Here is a 14,623-nt window from a genome sequence, read left to right as displayed (position 1 = left end):
CACGAGAGCATCCAACGAATCTTCGCCGATGCACTCCTTCAAAGAAATAGGTAGGACATCATGAATCTTACTGCATTTACCCGAGAATTCATCCAAAGCAGAGATCTTTCGCATCCGGACGGACGGCCTCTTTACGAATACCGATGCTCGGATGAGGAGTTCGAGCGTTTGACTCAGGCCGCTAACGACGAGGGAATGCATCATTTGAAGGAACCAAAAGGTGCAGCAGGATTCTGCCTCTTCGTATCCGAGTGGTGGCGCCGACATTATGATGGTGGCCCTTGGGCATGGGATCCTATCTTGGAGGAAGCGGGACTCGCATCCTTGTCACGACCAGACTGCTACGCCGCCGTGGAACGGGGATTGAAGTTCTGGCAACGCAGATTGCTCCGAACGGGAGCTCAACGAGCCTTTCTGGCCACTCTTGCTTGCGAGGGTGGGCTGCCTCTCAAGATGCTTCGACAAGAGGGTGCCGGATTGCAACGCTATTTCCGGGCCGTCCTCCAAGCCTTTCACGAGTACGGGCATTCCGGGGCATCAGCGACTCGTCTGGCCGAGATGGAAAGCAGGCACCTCCCCCGCAGCTTTCGTCAAGACGTTGTATTCACGCTCACCGGTAAGATCTGTAGGGAGGTCTGGGAATTGCAGCCTCGGATCGAGACCGTTGACAATCCGGTGGGTTATCTGGACCGTAGCGACCCTGAGTGGCGAAAGAGGATCCCGCTGCGCATCGAAGACGAAACCGCTGGGGCATTGCTCAATAATCTGGTTGGAGAAGTCAAGCGGATCGCACAGGTAAAACGTGCCGACTTCAAGGCTGTTCGTTGCCTCATCAAAGACGATTCGAATTGGTACTTGGAGGTTGAGCTGCGCATCCCTCCGAAGATTAACTTTCGTCAGATGCAAGACATATTCGGCACCGAAGCGATCGATCTCCCCAATCGATTTGAAATCATCTCTGACGGTGATGAAGATAATAGAGTACTTGCGCTGGCAACACAAGTGGGTTCCGGAGACGAACGGGAATACTTCATCGAAACACTCTCGGGAGCCGATCGAACCCGAAAGGGATCGATCGGAGCGTCAGGTTGGGGCTTGATTGCGACATCTAGGAAGATATCGATCGGCCCGGTCGAACCTCAAGGTGCCGGTGCACTCTCGGAACTCCCTTGGTTATTCGTCGATAAGGAAGGGTTTGGCGAACGATTCGAGTTTCTCGGCGAAGGCAGTTTACGTACCCGCCATGAATCGGCATTCCTTGCCGTGCCTCCATCTACTCGTATCACTCCCCAAGGGGAAAGCACGGTGGAAGAGACGGGCATCTGCCCGGAATTCGATCGTATTGTACATCGTGTGGGTGGAGCGATCGAATGCCTCGATGATGAATATGGACGGTGTGTCATACGCACAGCCGATAGTCGAGAAACATCCGCCGAGTTTAAGCTAATCGGGAACAACATTTATCCAAGCGGCTCATCTCATGCCGTTTTCCGTGGTCTCCCGAAGATATGGGAATGCCCTCCTGACACACTTCCGCGACAAGTACCCAATAAAGCCATCGAATGGCATTCGACTCGTTCCCGCGGGTGGCAACCCTACTCGAACGAGTGTATCGGAGACGTCCTCATTCGGGTGCTTGACAATGACGACCTTCGAACCCGTATGAAAGCGACTATCTTGCCCGAAAATTTCTCGCTTGATCTGAATCCGATAGACGACCATGGTGGCATGATCGAGATCAAAGGTGCCTCGGATTGTCTGATAGGATTTGATCCACACGATGGCATTGAGGGAGAAGTCAAGAATCTTGATGAGGGTACTCGAACGCAAATCGCCATTCATGCCAACAATGAGCCACCGATCGACCTCACCCTTCGGCTTCTCTGGGATGACGAACGAGAGGCCTCGATCATCGTACCCTTCCCTGCGCAAGGCACTCGATTCGTTGATCGTGACGGTCGCTCCCTACGAAGCGGGGAAACCATCGCTTCGGCCCAGATAGGAGGTGTGAAGGCGGTGGTCACCTTAGCGGGAGGGGCGGGAAATTTTTCGGTGCGCGGGGACCTAAGAGCCTCCGATCTGTCCCCGGAGTCAACCAAAATTCTTTGGTTAAGCGAAAGACTTCAAAAAACCGACTTGGGCCGTTGGGAAATTGACTTGCGGGCAATTCGAAGCCGAGTGGATAGCCTTTTTCGAGCAACAAGCGACCAATACGCTCGGTTGAGGCTAGATATAGAGCCACCACTTGACCAAAGACACTTTCATATCAATATCGCACCCTTCGACCTCGCGTTCAAGCAGGAAGAGGCACAAGGCTTGGTGCTCTTGGACAATGAATATGGTGCGGCAAATACCATCGATCACGATCACTTTCGCGTCGAGGCCGCTCCGCTTTGGGATCACAATGCCGAGCGCGAGCCCCTTGAGCGATATGGCTGCGGAACCCCGGAAGATCCATACGCTTGGAAGTTCGAGCCAGATGGACGAACACCTGGTCCTTGGATTGTTTTAGGGATGGAGAGCGCATGGTGTCGGGCGCTACCTATCCTCTGGAACATCGATGACATGGTGCAGGAAAGTACCGATATCGACCTTGCCACATGTCGACTCGATCAAGTCGTTCGAATCCCGGATCGAGGCGAGCGCATCGATACTTTCGATGCCTTCATCGAGGCACTCTGTGAGAAACCGGACGATCCTAGGTGGACAGATGTGCTTGATTATCTGAAAGCATTCGAGGATCTGCCACCGGCGACTCTCGATCTTATGGATCGCCTGATTCTCAACCCAGAGGCGGTTATCACCTTGCTGTTGAATGCAGACGAAGTAGGGTTCAAGTTGATATTCCGCTTACTCGATCAAACTCCATTTTCTTGGCATCTCGTTCCGATTGCTGCTTGGACAATAACCTCTAAGCGGCTCGCTGAAAGCCTTCACGAACAACTTAAGAGCATAACGCGGGCAGATAAGCATATTTGGCTTGCATTCCAACAATTCTTCCAAAAAGCTCCTGCGCATGGAATCTTCTTCGAGGTAACCGTTGAATGGCTCAAATCGACGATATTCAAAGATCGAGAACCAGCATGCCCCCGTCTCCAAATGGTGCAAAACCCTCAAGGCGAAAAACAACTTTGGACCTTTATGGAAAATGAGTATATCGAGCTTCTGCAAAGACATACCCAAGAATCACGATGGCCAATAGGACAAGCAATCACTGAACGTCTCAATTTGGCCAACCGACTTCCGGCGGGGATCGGGGATATCTTGAGGGAGGAAGATCGAGGAACGAAACATCGCCTCGGCGTAGTGAATGCACCAATTCTCGCCGCTATCGTCAGCGTCTGCGGACTTGAAATCTCATCAAGGGAATCTCAAGAAATTCGCTTTCTTCGGGAATTTGATGAGTATTGGTTCGAACAGTCCTACGCTATAGCTCTACTCATCGGGATCGGAAAGGCCCTCAAGTCCGAACCTGAATTGCTGCTGACGAGGAAAGAAACATGACCGGTAATTTTTCTACATTGGCGCAACAACTATCCATGCGCTCGGCCCGGGCTGCAATTAGCTTGATAGGAGCGAGATCGAAACCGCTGCGCGAACATCTTAGGATGATGTTCGAAAGATCCGCCGGACAGGATGGGAGTTTCATCGCCGATCCCGTCTTCGAATCGATGTTCGGCTGGAGTGCTGCCGATAAATCCATGACCGATCTAGCAGGAAACTTACTTCATCCGGATCTGATCGAGGCCATGAATTCCCCTCCTCGTTCTCTTCGCGAATACCGTTTTCCATCGGATCGAAAACCTTATCTCCACCAGCTGACCACTTGGCAAGCACTCAAGCGGCATCCTGCTCGATCTGTGGTCGTCACCAGCGGTACAGGATCAGGAAAAACCGAGTGCTTCCTCGTTCCCATTTTGGACGATCTCGTTCGCGCCCAACAAAAAGGACAATCGCTTTACGGAGTTCAAGCGCTATTTCTCTATCCGCTCAATGCGCTGATCAACAGCCAGCGAGATCGATTACGCGCTTGGACCGCACACTTTAACGGACACATCAGGTTCTGTCTATACAACGGCGAGACACCTCACACGGAGCGGGCGGTGATACAAAGAGAAAATCCGGAAGAAGTGCTCTCGCGCACCCTGCTGCGAAACAAACCCCCTCCTGTTCTGGTCACGAATGCGACCATGCTTGAATATATGCTTGTTCGCAAAGACGACCGTCCCATCCTTGATGCATCGAAGGGACTCTTGAAGTGGATCGTTCTGGACGAAGCGCATTCTTATATAGGCTCCCAAGCCGCAGAACTCTCACTCCTATTAAGAAGAGTCATGCATGCCTTCGATGTGGAACCCAAGAATGTTCGCTTCTTGGCAACGTCGGCGACCATTTCGAGCGAAAAACCTCATACTGTCGAAGATCGATTACGAAACTTTCTGGCGGATGTTGCCGGGGTAGATGTTGCACAAGTGGATGTCGTGACCGGCGAGCGTCTAGCCCCCGAACTTCCAAAACGAGCGAAAGCGACATCCAAAACAGACGGTGACCTTCAAGGGCTCGAACCGGAGGAATTGTTCGATCATCTCATCGGCGATTCCGGTGCTGTTGCCCTTCGCGAGGATCTCATAAAGAGCCCTAGGACCCTTCGAGAACTAACTACAGCCCGTCTAAAAAATAAAAAAGTACCACCCTCCGACGAACAATGTACGAAAACTCTTGAACTCATCGACCTCGCTTCACGAGCTCGGCGAGGAGATAACCCTTTCCTTCCCGTTCGCGGCCATTTCTTTCATCGCACTCAAGTCGGTCTCTGGGCTTGCGTGAACCCAAAGTGCACCGGAAGGCTCAAAACACCCCTTGATGATGCCAAATGGCTTTTCGGAGCGGTTTACTTGGAACGAAGAGACCACTGCGAATCCTGCAAATCGCCCTGCTATGAGCTGGTTCTGTGCAGTGAATGTGGCACCGAGTATTTAGCGGCGGAGGAAGCACCTCACGAGGGAGGGCGATTTCTTAAAGCCCATACCTTCGACCGTGAAGAGGACGAATTCGACGATGGCTTGGAACCCCTCGATGATGAGCCCGTTGCCGATGATGAAGACGAATCAATAGGCTGCGGCCTGATTCGTTTGATAACCGCCTACGACTCGAGTGTAGCCACTGAAACAGTCATCGATCTACAAAGCCTTCGAATCATGGATGATGACACTGACGGACTATCTCTGCGGCTTGTACTGCCCGATTCAAAAGAAAAAACGCTTCGTTGTCTACGATGCGGAAAATCGGATCGAACCGATCGACTTTCGTTTCGTCCCACTCGGATAGGCGCTCCCTTCCTCCTTGGCGTGGCAATCCCGGCACTTCTTGAGTCCACCCCATGTGGCGAAGGCGATATCGGTCACGGGCCTTTTAATGGACGGCGCATACTGACTTTCAGTGACAGTCGACAGGGTACCGCTCGCTTTGCGGTGAAGATCCAAGGAGAGACGGAGCGAAACCATATCCGAGGCGTCTTGTATCATGCGATAGCAGGTTCACGGACGGCCGGTGAGTCCGACCATACAAAAATGGAGCAGGAACGACAAAGACTCAAAGAACTCCGCGAAGTCCAAAATCCGGGCGCTGCAATCAAAAATATGATCGAAGAAATTCAAGAGCGTCTCAAAACCGACACCCTACCTACAAAGGGCAGATTGTCTTGGGATGAAGCCGAAAAGCAGTTACGCCATGATCATGCAGTGCGCAAGTGGATGGCAGGGGCTTGGGAGGATATAGCGTTAGGAGATATCCGCAGAGAATATCTTCCGCAGTTCTGCCTGTTGCGTGAATTTTTCCGCCGTCCGCGCCGCCAGTTCTCGCTCGAAAGTCTTGGGCTGGTAGCCCTTGACTATCCGAAATTGCATGATATTCATGAACCATCCGCAGCACGAAAAATAGGACTTAGCACCGAAGATTGGAGAGATTTCTTGAAAATTTGCTTGGACCACGTCATTCGCGGGGCGGGGGCAACTTCGATTCCTCACGGATTTCTCCGATGGATCGGTGCTCCTATTCGTACGAAATACATCCAAGGACCGGATTTCCAGAATCCCTCGCACGACCAGAAAGTGTGGCCGAGATCGCACCAACCGCACAGTCGTCGCCATCGTGCTGTACAGATACTCGTCCACGGTCTGAGCCTTTCGCTTGAGAGTCAGGAGGATCGACATATCATCGATGATTTGCTTGATGCCGCATGGGAGCAATTACGACCGATTCTGCATAGGTATTCGGATGGCTATCTGTTGGAACTCCATGAGGAGGTGGAACTTATCCAGACCCAAAAAGCTTGGCTTTGTCCCATCACCGGGCGGCTGCTCGATACGACATTTCGAGGAATGACCCCATACCTTCCGCATCGAATCATAGATCCTCAGATTGTCCAAGCCCGCAGCATTTCCATGCCCAACATCCCCCATCCGCAATGGGAATCTTCTACCGGAGAAAAGATCCCAAGCAGTGATGTGCACGAGTGGTTGGAAAACGATCCTGATGTCATGGCCGTACGGGCGGCAGGTGCTTGGCCGGAGATCAGCGATCAGATTGCGAAGACCGTGCCCTATATACGAGTGGCGGAACATTCTGCACAACAAAGCGGGAATATCCTTCGTAGATATGAGGAGCGCTTCAAACAAGGAAAAATCAATGTTCTGAGCTGCTCTACCACAATGGAACTCGGCGTGGATATCGGAGGACTCTCGGCGGTGGCGATGAACAACGCACCACCGAGCCCCGCAAGTTTTCTCCAGCGGGCCGGGAGGGCCGGTAGGCGCGGGGAAACCTCGGCCTACAGTCTGACGATGTGTAAGAGCGCTCCGCATGGAGAGGCGGTATTCAAAAACCCGACATGGCCATTTCAAACCCCCATCCATGTTCCTCGGGTTTCCTTGCAAAGCGAGAGAATCGTACGTCGTCATATCAATGCTCTGGCACTATCGGGGTTTCTCATATCGTTAATGGATGACCTACCCAGCCTTACCGCCGGATGGTTTTTTGACAGTCCCGATACGGAGTCATCCTCCCCATGCGAACAATTCGAGAAGTGGTGCCTAAGTCGTTCACGCAATCAAGATCAAGCAATCACTGCGGGACTACGCACATTGATACGGCGTACATGCTTGGAAGGTATCGAGCCATTACGATTGCTTGGCGCAACCGCCATGCAGGTGAAAAATGTCCGATTGCGTTGGCGAGACGAAATAGATAGTCTGCATAGTGAACTCACTCTGTTTTCACAAGAAGCCAAAACGCATGAGGTACAAAAAACGCCGGCTCAGATCGCCATATCAAGGCAGATCGAACGCGCGACAGATGAATATTTGCTAAGCGAATTGGTAACAAGGGGGATCCTGCCGGGCTATGGATTTCCGACTCGGATCGTACCCTTCATTCCGACAACGCTGACCGAACTCCAGCGTAAGCGAAAACAGACCATGGAGGGTGAACGCGAAGATAACCGAGCGCGCTATCGATCCTACCCATCAAGGGAGATCGAAATTGGTTTGCGCGACTATGCACCCGGATGCGATGTCGTCTTGGACGGCCGGGTTTATCGATCCGCCGGTGTCACTCTCAACTGGCATATTCCACCGGGTGATGCAGATGTTCGAGAGATCCAAGCCTTCCGCCATGCTTGGCGATGCAAGCGTTGTGGGAATAGCGGGACGAGTCACGGTCGTGCCGATCGATGCCGCATTTGTGATGCACCGGAAACAAGTATCAAACAGCACGAGTATTTACAACCATCCGGTTTTGCCGTGGATATTCTTTACGAACCTCACAATGATATCAATCGACCGAGTTTTGTGCCGATAAAGGATCCTTGGATCACGACCGATCAAGCCCAATGGATCAATCTCCCGGTCAGTCAATGCGGACGATATCGCTATAGCGCCCAAGGGCATCTCTTTCATTCTTCCGCCGGACTGAATAATCACGGTTTTGCGATATGTTTGAGGTGTGGCCGAGCGGATTCCGAACCCGAGTCTCAAACAAACAAGACGACACTCCCTCACTCATTGCGCAACCACCTGCGTCTTCGAGGCGGTCGAGAGCTCGACGGAAAGACGAGATGCACCGGCAACGATGAAACTTATGCGATCAAACGAGGCGTATTGCTCGGAGCTGCATCCCATACGGATGTTTTCGAGATTCAACTTCATAACCCACAAACCGGCACACCCATCGAAGACAAGAAAACGGCTTACTCTCTAAGCGTGGCTCTAAGACAAGCACTTACCGAACGCATCGGTGTGGATGAAAGAGAAATTGGATGCGCTGCAGTTCCTGCGCGCGCATACGATGACAGTCGTATGTGGTCTATCGCTCTTTACGATACCACGAGTGGTGGTGCAGGTTATGTTGCTGCAATCTTACATGACTTGCCTGATATCGTTGAACAGGCAAACCGTATATTGAAATGCCCTAGGGACTGCGATTCCGCATGTCATGGATGTCTGCTCACCTTCGACACCCAGCATCAGATGGATTACCTTGACCGTCATAAAGCCTCGGAATTTCTCAACGAAAACGTCCTGAACGGAATTCGGCTCCCCGAGGATCGGCAACTACTCGGACCCGGTTCTCAGCCCGAGTTCGAGCCGATCGACATGGCGGTCCGTCAATGTCTCCAGCGCGTGGATATCGACGATATCCGATTCACCTTGTCTGGACCTTCCGAGAATTGGGAAATACTGGCATGGCCGATGAGACAAGATATCCTCCGCTGGCAGGAGGAGGGGCGCACTGTCCGCCTTTTAGTTCCCGGGGAAACCCTCGATAGCCTATCGCCCGCGCAGTCGAACGACCTTGCAAGTCTGATCGAAGTCAGCAAGGTTGAATTGTTCAAAATAGACATGGATACGATCTCTTCCGAGATCGCGATAATTGGCGGTAATGAAGAAACCATCCGCTGGGCAGTTGCCGAGGAGGAAGCGAGAGCGCCTAACGGTGAATGGGGAAATCTGCAGGAGGGAAGTCTATGCGTAAGAGCCACGGACCGTATCCCTCTAACAATACCTGTCGGAACCCCGGTATCGGCTCAGGATCTCCGACAATCATTCCCGGGGACCATCGCCGAGATTCGTATCTTTTCGGAGATTGACGGGAGCATCCAAAATTTCGGCATCAATCTTTGGGAGATGATCGACAAGGTGTACCCGGATTTGCGCAAGAGACTCTTGACCGATCAAGGCGTCCGGAAAATAACCTATTCGGATCGATATATCGCCTCGCCTCTCGCCGTCCGGTTGATCTACGAAATGCTTGCAGAGCTGGCAAGATGTCTAAGTACCGATATCGATGAGTTGTCTTGGAAACTACGCACCGGGGCTTTGAACTCAAAAGACTCGAGATCACCGCAAGATATCGGACATAACTGGAAATACGCATCCGACCGTAAAGCTATTATCGAAGAGATTTTCGGTGGGTTATCCGGCGATTTCTGCTTCGAGGAAACAGCGCAAGGGGAAGTGCCCCATGCGCGTGAGCTACAAATCGAATGGGCAAGCGGAGAGCAGTGGCATTTGCGCCTCGATCAGGGGGTAGGCTTTTGGCGGACGGAAAAAAGAACGCTCTTTTCCTTTGATGCGTTCCCGGCCGAGCAAATAGCGACGCTCAAACGCTTTAAAGGAAAAGTGCTTGGTGCCTCGAAAAAATACCCCACCATTCTCTATATAGGTCGAATCGATGAAAATCGAAAGAAACGCAGTGCAAAAGATACTTAGCGACTGTAGCGCACTATAGATATTGGGATACTCTACGAAGATCGGGCAGTGATCGGGGTTTTATCCATCTCGTCTCGGCGAGCATGATCTGTTCAAGCTCGAACGCTATCCCTTTTGCTAGATATCGATGCCCCCTCAGGCTGGTCATTATGCGTTCAATGGCGATGCCCGTACCTCGATGAGTTTGGAACGAACCTTCAAGAATGTTATCCGCCGATCGACTTGATTTTTCGGTTTACAAAATGAACTTATAATATATTTTTGTAACCACAGAGGTCCGACATGTTCGGTGAAAGACTGAGGCTGGCAAGGAAAAAGGCGGGGTTGTCCCTGCGGGATTTGTCGGCTCGGCTTGAAGGTGCGAATCGGGTATCGGCGCAGGCGCTCGGGAAGTATGAGCGTGGGGAGATGATGCCGAGCTCGAGTGTGCTGCTGGCCTTGATGAAGGCTCTGGGGGAGCCTCTGCGCTTTTTCATGAGCCCGATGGGGACCGCGCTGGTGGATGTCGATTTTCGCAAGAAGGCGGGGACATCCGTCCGCGATCGTGCTCGCATCACAGCGGCGGTGCTTGACCATGTGGAGCGATATCTGGTCGTCGAAGAGATTTTGGGATTGGAAAGCGCCAACTGGGATGTGCCCTTCGAGCCGGTGAATCTGTCGAGCGTCGATGAGGGTGAGGGCTTGGTCGACAGGGTGCGGAAATCGTGGATGCTCGGTGGCGACCCCATCCCCGATATGACGGAGCTGTTGGAAAAGAATGGCGTCAAGGTCTTCGCGATCGATCTGCCGGGGAGTGTTTCCGGTCTTACGTGCTTGGTCGAAAGGTCTTTGAACAGACCGCCGGTGCCAGTGATCGTTGTCAATGCTACGCATAACATCGAGCGACGGCGGATGACCTTGGCCCATGAGTTGGCGCACCGGCTGATCGATCCTGAATCACCGGCCGATGAGGAAAAGGCGGCGATGCGCTTTGCCGGGGCGTTCCTGATGCCGGCGGCACATCTCGAAGGGGAAGTCGGGCGGCGGCGTTGCTCGCTTGGCTATCTCGAACTCATGGAGTTGAAGCATATCTATCGAGTCGGTGCGGCGGCGGCTCTCGTTCGTTTCGAACAGATCGGGATCATCAATCACTCGACGATGGTCCGTATCTTCCAAACGATCGGTAGCGGATGGCGAAAGAACGAGCCGCTACCGATCGAGGATGCCACGGCCGAGAGGGCGAGCCGATTCGGCAGGCTTTGCTTCCGGGCTTTGAGCGAACGATTGATATCACCGGCGAAGGCCATCGATCTCCTAGGGGTAACCGCCGATGAAATCCAACAAGAACTGAAAGGACCAAAGTCGGGTGCGAATCATCGTCAGTGATACTCGGTGCTTATCGATGTCGCGAGGGCAACGCCCGCCCTGCCCCCGATGACGACTCTCAAAGCAGATCCCGCACCGCGTCTCGTTCTTCTTCCAGTTCGGTCTTGGTGGCATCCATCTTGGTGCGGCTGAACTCGTCGATAGCCAGATCGGGCACGATGCGGTATTCCCCGTCTCGGATCGTGACCGGGAAGGAGTAGATGAGGCCTTCGGGGATGCCGTAGCTGCCGTCGCTGACGATGCCCATGCTGGTCCAATCGTTCTCGCCGGTGCCGTGTACCCAATCGCGGATGTGATTCATTCCGGCATTGGCGGCGGAGGCGGCGCTTGAAAGGCCTCGAGCCTCGATGATCTCCGCGCCGCGTTTTTGCACGCGGGGGATGAACTCGTCGCGCACCCAGCCCTCTTCGAGCAACTCCATCGCCGACCGTCCGGCGACCTTGGCGTGGCGGATATCGGGATACTGGGTTGCCGAGTGATTCCCCCAGATCGTGACCTGCTTGACCTGCGATATCGGGGTATTCGTCTTTTGCGCGACCTGCGCAACCGCTCGATTGTGATCCAAACGGGTCATCGCGCTGAATTGGGAGGGCTTGAGGTCCGGTGCATGGTGCATCGCGATCAGGGCGTTGGTATTGGCGGGGTTCCCGACCACCAGCACCCGAACGTCACGGCTTGCATGATCGTTGAGGGCGCGTCCTTGGGGGGCGAATATCTTGCCGTTTTCCGCCAGCAAATCGCCCCGCTCCATCCCCTTGCCGCGCGGCTTCGCCCCGACGAGCATCGCATAGTCGACATCCTTGAACATCGCCGTCGGATCGGAGCCTACCACCACATCCTGCAATAGCGGATAGGCGCAGTCGGCGAGTTCCATCGCCACCCCTTCGAGGGCGGGAAGGGCGGCGGGGATCTCCATCAAATGCAGGATGATCGGTCGATCCTTCCCCAGCATCTCACCCGATGCGATGCGAAAAAGCAGGGCGTAGCCGATCTGCCCTGCGGCTCCGGTAACGACGACTCTTGCGGTATCGGTCATGCACATCACTCCCTTTTTGACATCCCTAGGACGAGGCGGATAGGTGGATAAGCAAGGATCCCCCTCGATTTCGTCCTTGGCTCGATGATTCCGATGCGGATTCCAAGAAGGATTTTCGAGATCGAACGAACCCCTTCGACGCTTTTCGAATCCGAACCCGAACCCGGATCAGCCCCGATCCTCCATCGGCACATATTCCCGAAGCGGCTGCCCGACATAACGCTGCTGCGGACGACCGATGCGCTGCTCGGAATCCTCTTGAAGCTCCATCCACTGCGCCACCCAACCGGCGGTGCGGGCGATGGCGAAGATCACGGTGAACATATTGAGCGGGATCCCCAATGCGCTGAGAATGATACCGGAGTAGAAATCGACATTGGGATAGAGGTTGCGCTCGATGAAGTATTCATCGTTGAGGGCGATCTCCTCCAATCGCAAGGCGGTTTCGAACAGTGGCTGCAAAGGTTGATCCGCCCCTTCCAGATCTTCGAGCAGATCATGACAAGCCTGACGGATGATCTTGGCGCGAGGATCGATATTCTTGTAGACCCGATGCCCGAAACCCATCAGCCTGAAAGGATCGTCGCGATCTTTCGCCCGCGCTACATACTTCGGGATCTCATCCGGGCTGCTGATATTGCGCAGCATCTGCACCACCGCCTCGTTGGCCCCGCCATGCGCCGGCCCCCACAAAGTGGCCATCCCCGCGGAGATGCAGGCGTAGGGATTGGCGCCGGAGCTGCCCGCCAAGCGCACGGTGGAAGTGCTCGCATTTTGCTCGTGATCCGCATGCAGGATCATCATCAATTCCAAGGCCCGCTCCGCCACCGGGCTCGGCAAATAGGGCTCGGCCCTGACCGCGAACATCATCTGCAGGAAATTCTGGACATAGCCCAAGGAGTTGATCGGGTACATGAAGGGCTGTCCGATGCCGAACTTGTAGCAATCGGCGGCGATCGCCGGAACTTTGGCGATCATCCGAATCGCGGCCAATGCGCGATGATCCGGATCGTTGATATCGAGGGTGTCGTGGTAGAAAGTCGACAACGCCCCCACGATCCCCACCAACATGCCCATCGGATGGGCATCGTGGTGATAACCACTGATAAAGCGCCGAATCGATTCGTGCACCATCGAATGCTGGCGAATCTTGCCGTTGAAGGCATTCCACTGCGCCTTGCTCGGTAGTTCGCCGTGCAAGAGAAGGTAGACGACCTCGAGAAAATTGCTGCGTTCGGCAAGTTGCTCGATCGGATAGCCGCGATAGAGCAGCACCCCTTGCCGACCGTCGATGTAAGTGATGGAGCTGGTGCAGCTCGATGTAGAGGCAAAGCCGGGATCGTGGGTGAAAAACCCGAGTTCCGACGGTACCGACTGGATATTGATGACCGATCGCCCGAGCACGCTTTCCATCACCTCGCACTCGACGCTCTTTCCCGAAACATTGTCGGTCAGGGTAACCGTATGGCCTTTGTTCATCGTGTCTATCCTCGCCTGCATTTCGAAAGAATTTCGAAAATTCGGCATGATTTTGCGCTTGATACGCCCACTTCCACCTCCTGTTGGATGCGTTTTGCGAAGCAAGCTCCATGAAGAACCGTCGGCACCTGCATCCTCGAAGCACCGGACAAGCGATTTTCAGCCTCGCGAAATCGTTTTTATAAGCAGCACTATGCGGTATTATCTACGCATCTTGCTGTAATATCTTAAATTCGATGGGCCAAAATCACGACCCGAAGAGAAAAACACCGCTTGATGCGTCAATGTCGATGGCCCGCCCAAGCCTCTCCCTTCGGTTTTTTTCGACTCGATACCAGCGATTTCGCCGCACCGACCGAGACATCGGGAGCGAATATCATGCCCTTTGATCGACCTTTTCCTCGCTGCGAACTCCGCCTGATCCCTCCCGATGCGAAAAAAGCGGGCGAAACGGCGATGTTCGCCAAAATGACCGCTCATATCCATCGAATCTTTGTCGGCCCCATCGGCGGGATATCCGAAAAAACGCCGCCATCGAAACTCTTGCGAACCCTGCGAATCCTCCCGACCCCACCCTTGACTTCCTCGTCGATGGCTCGTTTTTCTCGCACAAGAAAGCCTCCAACCGTTTATCTATCCGTTTATCCAACCGCTTTTTCGCTTTCTCCGGCTACGAAATTCGCATCGATGCCGAACCTCGCAACGAAAAGTGCAACGAAGAACGCCCCGGATATCCCGCCGCCTCTTGCTGCCTTGTAGCGCATCGCCCTCCCTCCTTGCCCTCTTCCACTGACCCTCTTCCATCGGAAAAACCTTAGCCATGACGGATCCCTTGTTCCTCCACCCCGGGAATGCCGCATTCCTCGATTCCCTCCAAAGCGCATGGCGCAAAGCCCCGGAATCCGTCGACATCCGCTGGCGAGACTTCTTCGAGCGATTGGAGGCGGGCGATGCATCGGATGCCTCGGTCGCAGCG

6 protein-coding genes are annotated in these 14,623 nt (G+C 53.8%); 4 read left to right on the top strand and 2 right to left on the bottom strand.

The window, feature by feature from the left end:
• Positions 1 to 60 precede the first annotated feature (60 nt).
• The 3 genes from BF99_RS0117555 (at position 61) to BF99_RS0117505 (ending at position 11,132) form a co-directional block, all read left to right on the top strand.
• Positions 61 to 3,504 carry an STY4851/ECs_5259 family protein gene (locus BF99_RS0117555; RefSeq protein WP_038098934.1) on the top strand — a complete coding sequence of 1,148 codons (3,444 nt, stop codon included), beginning with the start codon at positions 61 to 63 and terminating at the stop codon, positions 3,502 to 3,504.
• Positions 3,501 to 9,767 (top strand): DEAD/DEAH box helicase, encoded by a 6,267-nt coding sequence (locus BF99_RS22660; protein WP_081759339.1) that lies wholly within the window; start codon positions 3,501 to 3,503, stop codon positions 9,765 to 9,767. The genes BF99_RS0117555 and BF99_RS22660 overlap by 4 nt, the downstream gene beginning before the upstream one ends.
• Positions 9,768 to 10,049: 282 nt before the next feature.
• Positions 10,050 to 11,132 carry a helix-turn-helix domain-containing protein gene (locus tag BF99_RS0117505; RefSeq protein ID WP_025772128.1) on the top strand — a complete coding sequence of 361 codons (1,083 nt, stop codon included), beginning with the start codon at positions 10,050 to 10,052 and terminating at the stop codon, positions 11,130 to 11,132.
• 58 nt (positions 11,133 to 11,190) lie between these two features.
• Here the strand turns inward: BF99_RS0117505 and BF99_RS0117500 are convergent, their stop codons facing one another.
• Together BF99_RS0117500 and BF99_RS0117495 are read right to left on the bottom strand one after the other, a co-directional pair.
• Entirely contained in the window at positions 11,191 to 12,168 is a 978-nt protein-coding gene (locus tag BF99_RS0117500; RefSeq protein WP_025772127.1) for a malate dehydrogenase, read from the bottom strand.
• Between the two features lie 168 nt (positions 12,169 to 12,336).
• Complete coding sequence (locus BF99_RS0117495) at positions 12,337 to 13,647, bottom strand: citrate synthase (protein WP_025772125.1); 1,311 nt, start codon at positions 13,645 to 13,647, stop codon at positions 12,337 to 12,339.
• A gap of 820 nt (positions 13,648 to 14,467) precedes the next feature.
• Here BF99_RS0117495 and BF99_RS24035 point away from each other — a divergent pair.
• Positions 14,468 to 14,623 (top strand): 2-oxoglutarate dehydrogenase E1 subunit family protein (locus tag BF99_RS24035; RefSeq protein WP_156013444.1); only part of this gene is annotated, 156 nt, incomplete at its 3' end.

Origin of the sequence: Thioalkalivibrio sp. HK1 (genome assembly GCA_000583135.1) — a bacterium.
Taxonomy (GTDB): Bacteria; Pseudomonadota; Gammaproteobacteria; order HK1; family HK1; genus HK1.
This window is presented reverse-complemented; position numbering and strand designations above follow the sequence as displayed.

What these genes read in the sequence shown, in the direction of transcription:
- BF99_RS0117505 (WP_025772128.1), top strand. Translation starts at nt 10,050, where the DNA reads ATGTTCGGTGAAAGACTGAGGCTGGCAAGGAAAAAGGCGGGGTTGTCC.
- BF99_RS0117500 (WP_025772127.1), bottom strand. Translation starts at nt 12,168, where the DNA reads ATGACCGATACCGCAAGAGTCGTCGTTACCGGAGCCGCAGGGCAGATC.
- BF99_RS0117495 (WP_025772125.1), bottom strand. Translation starts at nt 13,647, where the DNA reads ATGAACAAAGGCCATACGGTTACCCTGACCGACAATGTTTCGGGAAAG.
- BF99_RS0117555 (WP_038098934.1), top strand. Translation starts at nt 61, where the DNA reads ATGAATCTTACTGCATTTACCCGAGAATTCATCCAAAGCAGAGATCTT.
- BF99_RS22660 (WP_081759339.1), top strand. Translation starts at nt 3,501, where the DNA reads ATGACCGGTAATTTTTCTACATTGGCGCAACAACTATCCATGCGCTCG.